This window comes from Bifidobacterium parmae, from assembly GCF_002860365.1.
GTDB lineage: Bacteria > Actinomycetota > Actinomycetes > Actinomycetales > Bifidobacteriaceae > Bifidobacterium > Bifidobacterium parmae.
Window position 1 is genome coordinate 49,636 of the sequence record NZ_NMWT01000027.1, and the last position, 16,570, is coordinate 66,205.

Below are 16,570 nucleotides of genomic sequence, written 5' to 3' on the forward strand. Positions count from 1 at the left end.
ACATACACTATGGATAGTCATATACGTATTGGCGGTGGGGTCGTGATGCGGTCATTCCGACTGGTCCGGCTTCTCCTTCCGCGCCTCGTTGTAGTACTCGTTGAGGAGTCCTTCGCGTGCGATCCGCAGCGCCTCCCCGCTGCCGCTGATGCGGCGGAAGAGGTCCGTGTTCTCGGTTTGCGACTTGAAGAAGGCGTTGAGGAACGCGGGGTCGAACGCCGTGCGGAAGTCGGAGCGCGAGTTGTTGCGCGCCTGCTGGCCGAGTTTGGCGTCGTCCTTCAGCAATGTCATCACGCCTTCGAAGAACTTCTTGGCGGGGTCGCCGAAATCGGTGCCGAACAGTTGGTTGATCTGTTCGATGATCGAAGACAGATAATCCTCGTCGTCGCCGCTCTTGCCGACGCCGACGGTTCCGGCGTTGTTCTTGACCGGCTCCCCTCCGGTGAGTTTGATGTCGGCGTGTCCTTTGTTCTCGATGCGCAGCTGCGTTACGGCGATCAGCCCGTCGATGGATTCCTCCGGCTCGCGTTCCGGCGCAAGCTCCCGGTGGAGGAACGTGAGGTACGTGTCGAGTTCGAACAGCGGACGGTCGTCGAGCCGGATCAGCTGCGTCACATACGTGTACGTGTGCAGGAACTTGCCGACGCGTTTGCGGAACTCCTCCTGACGGTCCTCGTCCAGATCGGCGTACCGGTCCTTGGCGGGGCCGAGAGCCCGCAGCACTTCCGGCATGGTGGACTCGTCCGGCTTGCCGAGCCAGATCCGGCACAATGCCGCGATGTCCTCGTCGTCGTAGATCTGGAACGCGTCGAGTTCGGTCTTCATGTCGTAGATGACGTTCGGATCGGTGACGCGGTCGAGCTCGGTCTGCGTGTAGTACGGTTCGAACGCGGCCTGGATGGTCGCCGCCTTGTTGGCGAAGTCCAGCACGATCGGCGCGGTCTTGCCGGCGCAGGTGCGGTTCAGTCGGGAGAGCGTCTGGACCGCGGCCACGCCGGTGAGTTTCTTGTCGACGTACATGGCGCATAGTTTCGGCTGGTCGAAGCCGGTCTGGAACTTGTTCGCCACGATCATCAGGTTGAATTCGGGCGTGTCGAACCGGTCCGCGATCTCGCTGGACGGGAACCCGTTGAGCGTCTCCTCGGTCACATCCACGCCGCCGAGCTCGAGCTTGCCGGAGAACGCGACGACCGGCTTCACCCCGGCGTATTCGGGTTTGGCTGCGAGCTTGCGCATATGCTGGAAGTACGCGGCCGCCGCCTTGCGGCTGGACGTCACCACCATGCCTTTGCCTACGCCGTGCAATAGTGGCATGACGTGATCGTGGAAATGGTCGATGATGATCTCGGAGATCTTGGACACGTTGCTCGGGTCGAGCTTCACGAAGTCCATGATCTCCTTCTTCGCGCGGCCGGTCTTCCGCTTCGGATCCTCCTCGGACTTCCTGACCAGCTGGAAGTACGTCTGGAACGTCGTGTAGTTGGCGAGCACGTCGAGGATGAATCCTTCCTCGATGGCCTGCCGCATCGAATACAGGTCGAACGGTTCCGGCTTGCCGGTTGCGGGGTTCGGCGTGCCGAACGTTTCGAGCGTGCTCGGCTTCGGCGTGGCGGTGAACGCGTAGAACGACAGGTTGCGCTGCACGCCCTGCGCGTTCAGTTCGTCGCGCACGCGCTTCGCGGCGTCGTCCGCATCCTCGTCCAATCCGCCGTCGTCCCAGTCGAACGCGTCGGCTTCGAAGTCTTCGCCGGCAAGCTCGTCCGTATCGTCGGCGTTGAGACCGGTGTGGTCGCCGAGTGCCTGCTTGGTCTTGCGGTGCGCTTCGCCGCTCTGCGACGAATGCGCCTCGTCGATGATGATGGCGAACGTGCGTCCGGCCGTGTCGGTCTGGTCGTAGATGTACGGGAACTTCTGGATGGTGGAGATGATGATGCGTGCGCCGGCGTTGACCGCATCACGCAATCCCGCCGAATCCTTGGCGATGGCGACCACGCCTCTCGTTTGCGACATGCTCATGATGGTGCCCTGCAGCTGCCTGTCGAGGACCACGCGGTCGACGAGCACGATCACCGAGTTGAAGAACGAATCGCCGTCATCCTGCGTGAGGGAGGCAAGATGGTAGGCGAGCCAGGCGATCGAATACGATTTGCCGGAGCCGGCCGAATGTTGGATGAGATAGTTGTGCCCCGGGCCCTGCTCCCGCGTCGCCTCGAGCAGACGGCGCACGACGCGCAGCTGATGGTAGCGGGGGAAGACCACCGCCTTCATCGTGGAACGGCACCGGCGGGTGATTCTCCTGCCGTTCTTGTCCTTCTCGTGGTAGGTGATCTGCACGAACCGTTCGATGATGTCCAGCAGGGAGTCCGGTGCGAGCACCTCCTCCCACAGGTAGGAGGTGCCGAACTTGCCCGGTTCGGCCGGGGGATTGCCGCCGCCGTCCTTGCCGTTGCCACGGTTGGAGGGAACGAACTTCGTGTTCTTGCCCTTGAGCCATGTGGTCATGTACACGTCGTCCGCGTCCACGGCGAAATGCACGAGCGAACGCAGGTCCGGCTGGAACACCTGCTCCTTCGGATTGCGGTCGGCCATGTACTGGCGGATCGCGTTGTTCACCGTCTGACCGGTCTGATGGTTCTTCAGTTCGATGGTGACGAGCGGGAACCCGTTGACGAGCAGCGCCACGTCGATGCGGTTGTTGAGGTCGTCCTTGAACGTGCCGTAATGGAACTCCTCGGTGACCTGGAAGCGGTTCGCATGGTAGTGTTCCACCGCGGTCTCGTTGAGGTCGTTCTTCGGCTTGAAATACAGGAGTTTGAATTTCGCCCCCGGAGCCATCTCGACCTGGTTGCGCAGCGTCCAGAGCAGGCCCTTGTCCGCGACGACCTGCTGGATGCGCTTGATGACCATCTGGCTCCAACGGCCGCCGTACTGGCGTTCGACCTTGGCGACCTCCTTGGGTTGCGTTTCGATCAGGAACCCGATCAGTGCCGGTTCGTCAATGGCTGTATCGCGGTTGAAGGTCTGGTCCATCGTCGACTGAGGCGCATACGTGTACCCATGCTTCTCGAATCCATCCACCACATGATTCTGGAACGTGCGCTCGCTCATGCTGCGGGTCGGCTTCACTGCCATGATGATTCCTTTCCTCCCGTCACTCCTCCACGCCGGGAACCTTGACCTTGCCGGTGACGCACTCGCTGATGAGCGACGCCCTGTATTCCTTCAACCGGACAACGAGCGACTGCTTCTGCTGGATGAGGGAGTTGATGTTCTCGGTGGCGTCATCGAGATAATGGGCAATCATCTGTTGTTCTTCAATTGACGGCACAGGCAAATAAACCTGTGCGAAGTTCGCATAACGAAGCGCTTGTCCATCTCGTACAAGATTCGAAGTGGATTGAAGAGCTTGTATATAGGCCCATGTCTTGAACAGGTATTTGTAGTACTCGGAGTAGGTCTGTTCAGTGAATGGGTGAACCATCACGTAGGCCGAGCTGATTTTCCCGCTCTCATAGCTATATTCCAAGCCGCCTTGGAAGCTACGCATACTGATAACGAAATCTCCGGCTTCGACATGCTTAAGAATGTCATTACCGGTAAGCACAGCCATCACACGTTGGTTTTCAAGTGCCATGAACCTCTTCTGAGAGATGACTCCATACTTTTGAGAGGCAGTGAGTTGCTGATCGTCGGCGTGTGCTCGTTCTTTTCGAAGAGCAAACAGTTTCTTGGGATAGAGCACCGACCAATGCTCTGGAATCTGGCCAATCCAGTCGATGCCGGAATCCTTCATGGGCACGGTGGGGTCGAGGCCTTTGGTGACGGCTTCAGAGATGACGGACTGGCGGTACTCGTTCAGCAGCTCGATTGAACGTTCTATATCCTTCACCGCCGCATCAATCACCCCCGTCTTCTCATCCAGATAGTCAGCAATGCTCTGCTGTTCGGCTTTGGGAGGAACAATGACTGGCACTTGTTTTAGATCTCTCTGGAAAAGATGAGGAACTCCCATACCATCCATCAATAAATGGATATAGTCTTGAAATTGCATCGAGGCATAGAAATAACCGAGATAACGGCTTTCCATATTGGGAGTTGGTGATATAACTGCAAGCGATCCGTTGACGGTTGCAGGTTTTTCCACTTTTCGAATGACTGCATATTTTCCGATTCCTGCACCATCTTTGACAAGAAGGATGTCACCATCGGAAAGCATGATTTCGGGTGATTCATCATATCGTTCTCGGCTGATGTAGTTCACTGGTGTCGGGCAAAGGTTGCCTTCCACACAGTTGAATGCAGAATACATAGGATAACCGTCATCCACGTACTCTTCGGCCTTCAGGCCCTTCCATCCAAGGCGTGCACGAATATACGCAAGATGCTTGTTCTTAATTGTTTTCCATCCCTCCGGAATCTCGCCGATCCAGTCAACGCCGGAATCCTTGTATGCGCTGTATCGCTCCATCACAGACCCACCTTCGCGAGGCTCTCGGCGATGGACGCCTCCAGCGAGCGGATGTCATCGAGGATCGCCGCACTCGGGCGCAACGGCGTGTACTCGTAGAAATACCGCGTAAATGGAATCTCGTAGCCCACCTTGTCCTTCTTCCGGTCCATCCACGCATCCGGCGCGTACGGCTTCACCTCGCGCTCGAAATACTCGTCGATGTCCTGCTTGAGCGGAATGTTCTCGGTGTCGCGCAGCGACGTGTCCGGCTTCGGACGGCCCTTGCGGTCCGTCTCGATCTCGCCGTTCTCATCGCGTAAGGGGCGCTCCACGGTCACGGTCGTATAGCCGAAATCATCCACGTCGAAGATCTTCGAGGTCTTCGACTCCTCGAACGCGGTGTACTCCTGCACGATCGCGCGGATCTGTTCGGCGCTCAGCTCGTTGCGCTTCGACCCCAACGACTTGCGCATCTTCGTAAACACGCCGTTCGCGTTGATGAGCTGCACCTTGCCACGGCGTTCCGCGGGCTTGCTATTGTTCAACACCCAGATATACGTGGCGATGCCCGTGTTGTAGAAGAAATCGTTCGGCATCGCCACGATTGCCTCCACCAGGTCCAGGTCATGCAACAGCCACTTGCGGATGTTGCTCTCGCCCGAACCGGCCGCGCCGGTGAACAGGGGAGAACCGTTCATGAACACGGCGATGCGTCCGCCACCCAAACCGGCCGGCCGCATCTTCGAGACCATATGCTCGATGAACAGCAGCTGACCGTCGCTCACACGCGGCAATCCCGCGCCGAACCGTCCCCTGAAACCCTCGTTCCTGTACTCGGCCTCGACCTCGCGCTTCGACTTCTTCCAATCCACGCCATACGGAGGGTTCGAGATCTGGTAGCCGAACTCCTCGCCGGCGAACGCGGGATCGGTCAGCGTATTGCCGAACGCGACATGACCGGCATCGCCGCCGCGCAGCAGCATATCCGCCTTGCAGGTGGCGAACGTGGCCGCGTTCAACTCCTGCCCATAGCAGTACACGTCCGCGTTCGGGTAATACTCGTTCACCCGATCCTTGAAGATCGACAACGCGCCGCCCGTGCCGGCGCACGGATCGTACACGTTCACCACCTTGCCGTCCTGCGACAGGTCGGCGGACGCTCCCGCGATCAGAAGATCCACCGCCAGCTCCACGCCGTCGCGCGGGCTGAAATGCTCACCGGCCGTCTCGTTCGACATCTCCGAGAACCGTCGCAGCAGATTCTCGTAGATATTGCCCATCTCGACGTCGCTCACCGCCTTCGGACCGAGATCGACCGTGCAGAACCTGTCGACGATCTGGAACAGCAGATTGTTCGCATCGAGCGAATCGATGCGGGCGAAGAAGTCGAACTTTTCGAACACGTCCAACGCGTCCGGCGAGAAGCCGCGCACATAATCGCCCAGATTCGCCGCGATGTTGCCCGAATCCGCACGCAGCTTGTCCATTGTGTAGCGGCTCGTATTGTAGAACGGGAATCCGGAGACGTTCTTCAACTGGAAGTCCACGAGGTCGTCCGTCATGCCGGCGGTCAGCTTGTCCGCCTCCAACACCTGGTCCTTGGTCTCCGCCAGCACGCAGTCCAATCGGCGCAGCACCGTGAACGGCAGGATGATATCTCCGTACTCATGCTGCTTGTAGTCACCGCGCAGCAGGTCCGCCACCGACCAGATGAACGCCACGATCGACTGATGATTCATCGTCACCTTCCATTCTCCTTCGAGTCTCCCATTACCGTACCAAGGACCGCGTGGTACCGTGCGGCGCTCGCCACCGTGTCGAACAGGAGTATGTCGAACATGCGAACGTGCAAGGTCTGAGGGCGAACGTGCATGGTTCCGGCATGAATGTGTATGGTTTCGCGGGCATCCTGTACCTAGAAACGGGCGACCTGCATGGTGCGCCGTTGAAGAAGACCGGCCGAAGGCCGAATGAGCGGCAGGGCGGAGGCTTGGGATCCTTGGAATTCCGCCATTGCGGTTGGGTGCATATCGGTGTGATGTTCAGGTCTTCACGAGGGCACCCTACACAACCATCTGGCAATTATGCACATTCGCCTCAAAATCCCACACGACCATGCCGAAACCATACACATCCATGCCGGAACCATGCACGTTCACGCCTTGAACCGGGGCCATTCGCATAATGTGACTCCAACCGCCTGCGAACCACTCTGTAATGCGCATTGCGAGAGGTGAAAAGTACTCCGTAATGTCAAAAAAGTGGACCTGAACATACTCTGTAATGTGCAGTGACGCCGATAGAAAGAGGTCTTGCAGGACCTACAATCGTCGCAGCGGACTGAACCGGGTATCCGCCAGCGTGAACCGTGACACGAAAGAAGGAACCATGATTAAGACGACGAACGCAGCCTCCAGTACGACCCCTAATGTCTCCGCAAACCCCGCCCCCATCACCATCGCCGGCATGACCGAACTCGTACACGAGGCCGCCCGCCGTTACGTGCTCGCGGACTCCTCGGCCGACGCGCGCGAACGCATCACCGTCAAGGGCGTGGCAGACTTCGTCACCGAGGTCGACACGGGCGTGCAGTCGTTCCTCAAGGCCGCGCTCGCCGACCGTTGGCCGCACGTCGCGTTCCTCGGCGAGGAGAACGGCGAACAGCATGCGGACTTCGCCGGCCTCACCTGGGTGCTCGACCCGATCGACGGCACCACGAACCTCATCCACGACTTCCGCCACAGCGCCATCTCGCTCGCCCTGCTCGACGGCGACGCAACCATCAAGGCCGTCGTATACCAGCCGTTCAGCGGCGAGACGTTCACCGCCGAAGCGGGCCACGGCGCGTATCTCGACGGCCGGCGCATCCACGTGTCCGGCGAGACCGACATGGGCAAGGCGCTCGTCAACGTGGGCACGTCGCCCTACCATCATGAGCTCGCGGAACGCAACTTCGACATCATGCGCCGCGTGTTCGTCGACTCGGCCGACATCCGCCGCACCGGTTCGGCCGCGCTCGACCTCGCCTACGTGGCGTGCGGCCGCGCCGACGCCTACTTCGAAATGGACATCAAGCTCTGGGATTACGCGGCCGGCCGGCTGCTCGTCACCGAGGCCGGCGGCATGGTCGGCGACTGGGAGGGCCGTGACCTCGGCCATCGTCTCGAAACCGGCGTGCTCGCCGGCACGCCCGCCATCTTCGCCGCCCTGCGTGACCGGTATCTCGCGTGACCGCAATCCCACGTCACGCATCGCGTCACATGCCGCAACATCGTCACATCACGCGGAACGAGTCCCCATGCCGGTTCAGGTTGAGTCCCGCGCGGCGCAGCTTCCTGTCCAGCGTGTACAACGCGCTGCGGATCAGCCCCTCACCGGCGAAATACCCGCCGATGCCGCGTTGCAGTTCTTCTAGGTCGACGAATCGCCCGTTCGCCTTCACCAGCGCCTCCAGCACGTCGTATTCGAGACGGGAGAGCGGCATCGGCCGGTGCGTGCTCGCGAAATACGCCTTGCGGTTCGCGAGATCCAGCGTCAGGTCGCCGCGGATGATCATCGACTTCGCGCCCAGCCCGTTCGACTCGCGCGACAGCATCTCCACGTAGGCGAGCAGTTCCGTGTCGGAGAACGGCATGCGCAGCGTCGCATCGGGGGAGTGTTCGGGCGCGGGCGAGGAGGTCGTCGCCAACAGCAGCGACCTGACGTGCGGCGTCATGGAGGACGCCGTGGCGAGCGCCTGAGGCGTGTCGACGATGACTGCGTCGAACGGCGCGTTCTCGTCGTCGCGCAGCGCGTCCGTCACCGCCGAGCCGAACGTGCCGGCCAACGCCGGTTCCACCGTGGTCACGACGTGACCGGCGCGTTCGAGCGTGCCTGTAATCGCGCGCGACAGGGCCACGCCTTCGACCGCCACCAGAAGTCTCATGATTGTCACCTCCTGCGCCACCAGTGTAGTAGCAGTGCGGCGGTGCCGGTGCGGAACCGGGCGGGAACAGAATCAGGCCCCCGCTGGCGGGGGCTGTCGGCGTAGCCGAATGGGGGTGGTCTGCGTCTAACCTCCTATACCACCCTCAGTCCCGCTTCGCGGGCCAGCTCCCGCCAGCGGGAGCGGAACATGCGAGAGCGGCGGACTGGCTCCCCTGAGGGGGAGCAAGCGGATAGGTCACTCCCGCACCGGCCGCAGCGTGTCCGGGTAGCGTCTGCGTGCCAGCGCCATGGTGACCGCGGCCATCGCCAGGCCGAATCCCAGGGCCGCCGCCGGTGCGCAGCCAAGCGGCAGACGCAGGCACAGGCCGACGAACCCGACCACCAGCACCGGCGACACCAGCATGCCGACGGTCATCCCCAAGGCGCCGCCGCCGATGACGAGCAGCATCTCCTCGAGTGCGAACGCGGTCGTCAACGGCGCGACGAGCGCGAACAGCACGTCGGTGATCGACACGGTCCCATGCGCCGTCATCAGCCCGCACCATGCGAGGTACGCCATGAGCAGCAGCGTCATCGTCTCGGCGACGGCCATCGGCAGCAGGCTTTTCGCGAGGCAGTATTCGAGCATCGGCCTGCCGGAGCAGCGGAACAGCTCCATGGTGCCGTCGCCCGCATGCTCGCCGCCGGCGGCGTTGGCCGATTCGGAGAACAGCGACCGGTTGGCGTCCAGCGTGTGCAGCGTGACGTACGTGGCGGACCAACCGGTGAACGGCGCGCATATCATCGCGAATACCGACCCGTCGGATATTCCTGCGTCGTTGCCACCGCCCGGGGTCGATGTGAGGAACGCGACCGTCAGCAGCATCGTCGTGAGGAACAGGGCGGACGTGCCCCAGCAGAACGGTGATGTGCGGAAGATCCGCCAATCGCGCCACAATATCGCCTTCATCGTGATTCCTCTCCTTCCGCCGGACTCACTTACGCAGTCCGAAATCGACGTGGTCGCGTTCGCGGCCGAGCGTCGCGGCCTTCCGGAACGCGTCTTCGTCGGCGAAACCGGCGACCATGCGATCCCTGACGATCCGCCTGTCGTCGAGGACGACGACGCGGTCGGCGACCTGCCAGCAGTAACCGAGGTCATGCGTGATGGTGAGGATCGTGCGGCCGTCCGCCTTGAGCTGCCGCATCAGGTCGATGAGCAACTGCCGGGTGATCGGGTCCACCGCATTCGTCGGTTCGTCGAGCAGGATGAGCTTCGGGTCGAACAGCAGCCCCGCCATGATTCCCGCGCGTTTGCGCAGTCCGGTCGACAGCTCCTTCGCCTTCTTGTCGAGCTGGTCCTGCAGTTCGAACGCGCGCACCATAGGCAGCGCGTCGAGATGCTCGAGGTCGATCGGATGCGGGTTCTCGCGTGTGGCGTAGAGCATCGCGCGGAATCTGAGGTTCTCGCGTATGGTCATGGTCATCGCGAGATTGCCGGATTCGGTCAGTTGGAACACGTCGCGCATCGAATGGAACACGTCCGCGTTGATGGCGGCGGAACCGTGCCATGGGCGCAGCAGTCCCGTGATGAGCGAGAACAGCGTGGTCTTGCCCGCGCCGTTGTAGCCGAGGATGCCGAGCGACTGGCCTTCCGGCACGTCCAGGTCGATGCGCTCGAGCACCGGCCTGTCGCGCTTGTATCCGAACGTCAGGTTCCGCACGCGTATGGCGAGGGGAGCGGTGGAAGTGGTGGCGTCCGATGCGCCGTCCGTGATGCCGTGGTCGAGTGTGTCCGTGGTCATGAATATCGCCTTTCCGTGTGCGATGAGTTGGTAGAGGTAGGTCGCGGCGACGATCAGCACCGGCGTGAGCGTCGCCGCCACGCCCTGCCCGCCTCCGGCGAGCGGGCGCAGCGACGGGACGAGCGATGCCGGGACGGTCGCGAACAGCAGCGACAGTACGGCGGGCGGCAGCAGTGCGGTGACGAGTTGCGCCACGGGGTATCGCCACGTCGCCTGACCGCTCGCGCGCAGCGTCGCGATGACGCCTTCCGCCGCGTCGTCGCGGAACGCGTCCACGATCAGTGGCGCGAGTCCCACGCCGATGATGGCGAACGCGCACTGGTACAACGGCGATGCGAGTCGCGCCGTCAGATCCGTTCCGGCGACGAGCGCGATGATCGCCGCCGAGCCGATGATGGTGAGGCCGATGACGAGCAGTTTCGTCGGATCGTGCCGCAACTGGATGAGATTCTTATAGAACACCGCGTGCATATGCGCCTCGATGATGAAGTGATGGTGGATGACGATTTTCGGGTAGGCTTGCGCCAGCCATGCCGTGTGACAGGTGGTTTCGGACACGGCTTGCGCAGCGAGACCGGAAGGATGGTGGCTAAACCGATTGGGTGATCGTCAGCGTCCTGCGACGATGGCGCGGAGGGCGGCGACGTGGGATCGGAACGCGGCCTCGCCTTCCTTGGTGAATTTCACCCACGTGACCTTGTATGCCTTGCCGCCGTTTCCGGCGTGCTTGTCGAGCGTGACATAGCCGTGGTCGGCGAGGGTCTTCAGATGCTTCGAGCAGGTCGCGTCGCTCACGCCTATCGTGTCGCGTAAGGTGTCGAACCGCACGGTGCCGTAGGTGTCGAGCAGTCCGCAGATGCGCAGGCGTACCGGCGCGTGGATGACCTCGTCGAACACCGGTTCCGCGGCGTCCGTGCCATGCGGTTCAGCCACGGTCATGACGTGCCTCCGATTCATGTGAACCCGTTCCGGTGAAGCGCGGCCCGCGTATGAGCCGCATGTATGCGTCGTAGTACCGCAGGTAGGTCACGGCGGACAGCAGCGCGCACAGGGGGATGCCGATCAGGGCCGGCCACCAGGGCGCGCAGAGCAGGCCGAGCAGCAGCATGCCGCCCGGCACGGCCACGCAGCTGCAGGTGGTGAAGACGATGAACGCCGTGCGGTACCTGCCGTCCCGCATCGCCTGTGGGGTGGGGGAGAGCTGCCGGCGGGTCCACAGGCCGATACCGGTGACGCGTTGCGCGTGGGCCGTCAACATCGCATAGCCGCCTACGATCAGTACGGCGACGATGACGTAGATCCACACGTCGATGATGGTGAACTCGCCATGACCGGCGAGCAACGCCCAGCCGATGAACCAGTACAGTCCGGCGTTCGCCAATCCGAGGATTCCTCCGATCAGCGTGTTCGGGACCCTCACGCCGGTCTCCAACCGGTCCGCGACGTTGTTGCGGTCCAGATCCAATGCGTCGAGCGACGCCAACGCATCCGAGACGTTCGGCATGGCGTCGGTGTCCGGGGACGTGCCGAACGTCTCGACGCCTGTGGAGCCGGTGTTCTCGCCATGCTCCGCAGACCGGATCGTGCCGACCGTGGTCGTTTCGTCGATGTGGTCGTTCTTCTCGCCATTCGGTTCCGTCATGATGACCCCCTTCGTGCAAACGGCGATACGGGATGGAGGTCGGGGTGCCATGCCGTGCCCGGCGGGTATGACGAACGCCCAAACCTCTTTCCGTTGTGGAAAACAATACCACTTTCCAATATGGAAACAAGTTTGGGTGAGGCGCGCCGGATGAACGTTTGATGAATCACTGGGACGTGGCCCCCTCCGACGAGGGGACTGTCGGCGTAGCCGGCTGGGGGTGGTCTGCGTCTAACCTCCTATACCACCCTCAGTCCCGCTTCGCGGGCCAGCTCCCGCCAGCGGGAGCGGAACTTCCGTCAGCCGACGTAGGCGATGGTGGCGGCGAGGTCCACGCCGGAGCCATCGCGGCGCATGTCCGGCTTCGGCAGGTCGACCGGAGCGCCCGAATCGGTGGAGGCGTTGAGCGGATACGCGCCCACGAACGCGGCGATCAGCGTGTTCTGCCCCTTGAGGAAGCGCTGCGAACGCACGCCGCCCGTCGCACGTCCCTTCGTCGGGTACATCTCCAACGGCGTCACCTTCGCCGAACCGTTCTCGGTGCTGGGCAGCGCCTCCGCGTCGCCGGCCACGGTGAGCACCACCGCGCCGGACGCGGACGCCAGCCCGTTCTCGCCCTCCTCGTACGTCCACGCGACCTTGCCGGCGGGCACCACGGCGAACGCGAGCACGCGCGCCCCCGCGGCCAGTCGGATGCCGGCCATGCCGCCGGCCGTGCGGCCCTGCGGGCGCACGTTCTTCGCCTCGAATGTGAGCAGCGACGCGTCGGACGCGACGAACACGATGCGGTCCTCGTCCGCCGCGGGCGCGGCGGCCAGCACCTCGTCGCCGTCCTTCAGGTCGATGACCTGCCACGAGTCCATCGTGGTCGGCGCCTCGCGGTTCCAACGCTTCACGACGCCTCCGCGCGTGCCGATCGCGAGCGGCGGCAGCGTGCCGCCCTCCTCGGCCGGTTCCATCGCGAATGCGGCGACCACATGCTCGCCGTCCACCGGGTCGGTGCTTTCGGTCATGCCGATCAGCTCGTCCGCCTTCACACCGCCGGACACGCTCAGCGTCTCCGAAGCGGGCAGGGCGGGCAGGTCCACCGCATGCGCGAGCACGAGACGGCCCGCGGACGTGACCAGAGCGAACGTGGAACGCGTGGTCGTCGGGAAGATCGCGCGGATCTGGTCGTCCTTCGCGCGCTTGTCCGAGGCGGACCGCGCCGCGTACACGTCCATCGCGCTCGGCGTGGTGCGCGCGATCAGACCGGTCGCGCTCAGCATCACCACGCACGGCTCGTCGTCGATCTGCAGCGCGGCCGCGACCGGCGCCTCCTCGCCCGCCTTCTTCGCGGCGGCCGTGGCGGCGGCCACGTCAGCGGCGACCGACGAGACGGTGGCCGCGTCGCGCGCCGCCTGCAGCGCCTCGCGGGAGACGGCGGAATCGTCGCCCTTCGCGACGACCGGCGCGAGCGAGCCGTCCGGGCCCTCGTCGAGCAGCACGGTGCGGCGCGGCGTCCCGTACTTCGCGACGGTCTCGTCCATCTCGCGCACGACGACGCGGTCCAGTTCGGCGGCCGAGGCGAGGATGCGCTCCAGCTCCTCGATGCGCTTCTTCAGGTCGTCGCGCTCCGCCTCAAGTTCGATGCGGCTCATGCGCGTGAGCCTGCGCAGACGCAGGTCGAGGATGTACTGCGCCTGCACCTCGTCCAGGTCGAACACGGCCATCAGGCGGTTCTTCGCCGTGTCCGCGTCGTCGGAGGTGCGGATCACATGGATGACCTCGTCGATGTCCACCATGGCGAGCAGCAGGCCTTCCACCAGGTGCAGGCGCTCCAGCGCCTTCCTGCGGCGGAACTCGCTGCGGCGGCGCACCACCACGCGGCGATGCTCCACCCACACCTGGAGCAGCTCCTTCAATCCCATCGTGTGCGGGCGGCCGTCGACCAGCGCCACGTTGTTGATGGTGAAGTTGTCCTGCAGCGGCGTGTGCTTGAACAGCTGGGCGAGCACCGCGTTCGGCTCGTAGCCGGTCTTGATCTCGATGACGATGCGCGTGCCGTTGTGCCGGTCGGTCAGGTCGATGGCGCTGGTGATGCCCTCCAGCTTGCGGCTCTTCACGCCCTCCGAGATGCGTTCCAGCACGCGCTCCGGGCCCACCATGAACGGCAGCTCGGTCACGACGATCGCCTTCTTGCGGGCGGTCACGTTCTCGATGTGCGTCTTCGAACGCGTGGTGAGCGTGCCGCGGCCCGTCTCGTACGCCTCGCGGATGCCGTTGCGGCCGATCACGATGCCGCCGCCCGGCCAGTCCGGTCCGGGCACGTAGTGTATGAGCTCTTCGAGCGTCGCGTCCGGATGCGCCATCAGATGCTTCGCCGCGGCGACCACCTCGCCGAGATTGTGCGTGGCCATGTTCGTCGCCATGCCCACCGCGATGCCCGAGCCGCCGTTGACCAGCAGGTTCGGGATGGCCGACGGCAGCACCGTCGGCTCCTTGAGCTTGTTGTCGTAGTTCGGCGTGAAGTCGACCGTGTCCTCGTCGATGTCGGCGTTCATCGCCAGCGCCGCCGGGCCGAGACGCGCCTCCGTATAACGCGAGGCGGCCGGGCCGTCGTCGAGCGAACCGAAGTTGCCGTGGCCGTCCACGAGCGGCAATCGCATCGCGAACGGCTGGGCGAGGCGCACCATCGCCTCGTAGATCGCGGAATCGCCGTGCGGGTGCAGCTTGCCCATCACCTCGCCGACCACGCGCGCCGACTTCATGTACGGGCGGTCCGGCGTGAGGTTCATCTGGCCCATCTGGTAGATGATGCGGCGCTGCACGGGCTTCAGACCGTCGCGCGCGTCCGGCAGCGCACGCGCGTAGATCACCGAATACGCGTATTCGAGGAACGACTTGCTCATCTCCTCGTTCAACGGCGTTTCGACGATATGCTCCTTCACCGTGCGCGGATCGTACGCGGCGGCTGCGGACCTGCGGTGTGATGCCATGTGACGGACTCCCTGAAGACGATTGAAAACCCGCAACATACTATCATGCCGCCGTTGCCGCCCGGCCGACCCCCATCCGACCCCGCCCGGCACCGCCTGACGCCGCCGGACTACTACTATGGGGAGGCATGAGTGTGGAGACGCCTGAGATGGAAGAGCTGCTGCGGCTGACCGGCACCGCCCGGTACGGGGACCGGACGCCCGGCGGCGGGAACGCCGGCGCCCCCGGCGCCCCCGACGCGTCCGGTGCGTCCGCGGTCTCCGGCGCCCGCGGCGGCGCGCTGCACCTGTCCTCCGTGCTGCCCGCCATCTCCGCGGCGATCGGGCATCCGACGCCCACCCGCGTGCATCACGACCCGAAGGCGCTCAAGGCGGCGCTCGGACTGCCCGACGCGCGCTCCGCGATCGTCGTGCTCGTGGACGGCCTCGGCTACTGGAACCTCGCCATGCGTCTCGGCCACGCCCCCTACCTGCGCGCGCTCATGCGCGAGAGCGCCAACCAGCGTCCCATCTCCACGTGCGCGCCGAGCACCACCGTCGCCGCGATGGCCACGTTCGGCACCGGCACCTGCCCGGGCGTGACCGGCATGGCCGGCTACACGCAGCTGGAGCCGGCGTCGGGCCGTCTCATGCAGCTCATCCAGTTCAAGGACGCGCTCGCCCCGAAGCCCGCCGGTCCCGGCGGCCGGTTCGCGGCACAGCCGGTCGACCCGATCGTCGACCCGCACGACCTGCAGCGCGAGCCCACCGTGTTCGAGCGCCTCGCCGCCGAAGGCGTGCCCGTCACCAGCTCCGGCCTCGCCAAGTTCAAGGGGTCGCCGCTCACCGAGGCGGCGCTGCGCGGCGGGGCCTACGTATCCGGCGTGACGCCGCGCGACCGTGTGCGCGCCGCCGCGCGGGCCGCGCGCGAACCCGGATTGTCCTATCTCTACATCCGCGACGCCGACAAGGTCGGCCACAACCACGGCTGGGACTCCGAGCAGTGGATCGGCGCGTTCGAACGCATCGACGCGCAGCTCGCCCTGCTCTCCCGCGAGGCCCCGAAGGGCACGCTCATCGTCATCGTCGCCGATCACGGCATGGTCATGTCCGACGAACGCGAGCGCATCGACATCGCCGCCGAGCCGGCGCTCACGCGGGGCGTGCGTCTGGTGGGCGGCGAGCCGCGCGCCCTCATGCTCTACGCCGAGCCGGACGAGAATCCGGAAGACATCGCCGCGAGGTGGCGCGACCGGCTGGGGGAGAAGGCGCTGGTGCGCACGAAGCGCGAGGCCGTCGCCGACGGCCTGTTCGGACCGGTCGACGCACGCGTCGCGCCGATGCTCGGCGACGTGATCGTGCAGGCCGCCGGTCGGACCACGCTCGTCGACAGCCGCACCCAGTCGGACAAGGCGACCAGACTGCCCAGCGTGCACGGCTCCCAGACCATGCTGGAAATGGACATCCCCTGCCTCGTCGACATGGCCTGACGGCCGTCGACAGGACAGGGGATGCACGCGGGACGGACGGCGGGAACCGATCCGCCGTCCGTCACTCGCCGAAGAGGATCTCGTCCCAGCTGGGCACCGCGGACCGGCCGGAACGGCGTCGCGCCGTCTCCTCGCGCTCCGTGCGCGGGCGCTCCCCGCCGGAGGGCGCCGCGGAGGACGGCTGCTCCACGTCCGCCACGTCGGCCAGACGCGCCGGGTCTCCGAGACGGCCGGCATCCGTCGCGCCGTCGGCGTTCTGGTTCGGCGGCAGCTCCACGTTCGGACGGAACACGGGGATGTCGTCCGTGGTCGTCGCCGTC

11 protein-coding genes and 1 pseudogene are annotated in these 16,570 nt (G+C 64.4%); 2 read left to right on the plus strand and 10 right to left on the minus strand.

Going from position 1 to position 16,570, the window contains the following annotated elements:
• Positions 1–51 precede the first annotated feature (51 nt).
• Genes Uis4E_RS09000 through Uis4E_RS09010 form a run of 3 tightly spaced genes read right to left on the minus strand, consistent with a single transcriptional unit; the run spans position 52 to position 6,189 of the window.
• Complete coding sequence (locus tag Uis4E_RS09000; RefSeq protein ID WP_101622835.1) at positions 52–3,132, minus strand: type I restriction endonuclease subunit R; 3,081 nt, start codon at positions 3,130–3,132, stop codon at positions 52–54.
• Positions 3,133–3,151: 19 nt separating this feature from the next.
• Entirely contained in the window at positions 3,152–4,468 is a 1,317-nt protein-coding gene (locus Uis4E_RS09005) for a restriction endonuclease subunit S (RefSeq protein ID WP_101622836.1), read from the minus strand.
• A complete protein-coding gene (locus tag Uis4E_RS09010; protein ID WP_101622837.1) occupies positions 4,468–6,189 on the minus strand; it encodes a type I restriction-modification system subunit M in 1,722 nt (573 codons plus the stop codon). Before Uis4E_RS09010 ends, Uis4E_RS09005 begins: the two co-directional genes overlap by 1 nt.
• Before the next feature lie 649 nt (positions 6,190–6,838).
• Between Uis4E_RS09010 and Uis4E_RS09015 the strand changes: the two genes are divergently transcribed.
• Entirely contained in the window at positions 6,839–7,681 is an 843-nt protein-coding gene (locus tag Uis4E_RS09015) for an inositol monophosphatase family protein (protein WP_165784933.1), read from the plus strand.
• Positions 7,682–7,724: 43 nt separating this feature from the next.
• Here Uis4E_RS09015 and Uis4E_RS09020 read toward each other — a convergent pair whose 3' ends face one another.
• The 6 genes from Uis4E_RS09020 to Uis4E_RS09045 all read right to left on the minus strand — a co-directional run bounded on the left by Uis4E_RS09020 (position 7,725) and on the right by Uis4E_RS09045 (position 14,781).
• On the minus strand, positions 7,725–8,375 hold the full coding sequence (locus Uis4E_RS09020; RefSeq protein ID WP_101622839.1) for a response regulator transcription factor: 651 nt from the start codon (positions 8,373–8,375) through the stop codon (positions 7,725–7,727).
• 237 nt (positions 8,376–8,612) lie between these two features.
• Positions 8,613–9,326: a hypothetical protein gene (locus Uis4E_RS09025; protein WP_101622840.1), complete on the minus strand. Its 714-nt coding sequence runs from the start codon at positions 9,324–9,326 to the stop codon at positions 8,613–8,615.
• A 25-nt stretch (positions 9,327–9,351) separates the two neighbouring features.
• Entirely contained in the window at positions 9,352–10,719 is a 1,368-nt protein-coding gene (locus Uis4E_RS12250; protein ID WP_243394501.1) for an ABC transporter ATP-binding protein, read from the minus strand.
• Between the two features lie 51 nt (positions 10,720–10,770).
• On the minus strand, positions 10,771–11,100 hold the full coding sequence (locus tag Uis4E_RS09035; RefSeq protein ID WP_165784934.1) for a transcriptional regulator: 330 nt from the start codon (positions 11,098–11,100) through the stop codon (positions 10,771–10,773).
• On the minus strand, positions 11,087–11,803 hold the full coding sequence (locus Uis4E_RS09040) for a hypothetical protein (RefSeq protein ID WP_101622842.1): 717 nt from the start codon (positions 11,801–11,803) through the stop codon (positions 11,087–11,089). The genes Uis4E_RS09035 and Uis4E_RS09040 overlap by 14 nt, the downstream gene beginning before the upstream one ends.
• A 299-nt stretch (positions 11,804–12,102) precedes the next feature.
• Positions 12,103–14,781: a DNA gyrase/topoisomerase IV subunit A gene (locus tag Uis4E_RS09045; RefSeq protein WP_101622843.1), complete on the minus strand. Its 2,679-nt coding sequence runs from the start codon at positions 14,779–14,781 to the stop codon at positions 12,103–12,105.
• Between the two features lie 128 nt (positions 14,782–14,909).
• Between Uis4E_RS09045 and Uis4E_RS09050 the strand changes: the two genes are divergently transcribed.
• Entirely contained in the window at positions 14,910–16,250 is a 1,341-nt protein-coding gene (locus Uis4E_RS09050; RefSeq protein WP_101622844.1) for an alkaline phosphatase family protein, read from the plus strand.
• A gap of 61 nt (positions 16,251–16,311) precedes the next feature.
• On the opposite strand, the pseudogene Uis4E_RS11945 reads toward Uis4E_RS09050, so the two are convergent.
• Positions 16,312–16,570 (minus strand): annotated as a pseudogene (locus Uis4E_RS11945) (hypothetical protein); the annotation flags it as partial.

What these genes read in the sequence shown, in the direction of transcription:
- Uis4E_RS09000 (WP_101622835.1), bottom strand. Translation starts at nt 3,132, where the DNA reads ATGGCAGTGAAGCCGACCCGCAGCATGAGCGAGCGCACGTTCCAGAAT.
- Uis4E_RS09005 (WP_101622836.1), bottom strand. Translation starts at nt 4,468, where the DNA reads ATGGAGCGATACAGCGCATACAAGGATTCCGGCGTTGACTGGATCGGC.
- Uis4E_RS09010 (WP_101622837.1), bottom strand. Translation starts at nt 6,189, where the DNA reads ATGAATCATCAGTCGATCGTGGCGTTCATCTGGTCGGTGGCGGACCTG.
- Uis4E_RS09015 (WP_165784933.1), top strand. Translation starts at nt 6,839, where the DNA reads ATGATTAAGACGACGAACGCAGCCTCCAGTACGACCCCTAATGTCTCC.
- Uis4E_RS09020 (WP_101622839.1), bottom strand. Translation starts at nt 8,375, where the DNA reads ATGAGACTTCTGGTGGCGGTCGAAGGCGTGGCCCTGTCGCGCGCGATT.
- Uis4E_RS09025 (WP_101622840.1), bottom strand. Translation starts at nt 9,326, where the DNA reads ATGAAGGCGATATTGTGGCGCGATTGGCGGATCTTCCGCACATCACCG.
- Uis4E_RS09035 (WP_165784934.1), bottom strand. Translation starts at nt 11,100, where the DNA reads ATGACCGTGGCTGAACCGCATGGCACGGACGCCGCGGAACCGGTGTTC.
- Uis4E_RS09040 (WP_101622842.1), bottom strand. Translation starts at nt 11,803, where the DNA reads ATGACGGAACCGAATGGCGAGAAGAACGACCACATCGACGAAACGACC.
- Uis4E_RS09045 (WP_101622843.1), bottom strand. Translation starts at nt 14,781, where the DNA reads ATGGCATCACACCGCAGGTCCGCAGCCGCCGCGTACGATCCGCGCACG.
- Uis4E_RS09050 (WP_101622844.1), top strand. Translation starts at nt 14,910, where the DNA reads ATGAGTGTGGAGACGCCTGAGATGGAAGAGCTGCTGCGGCTGACCGGC.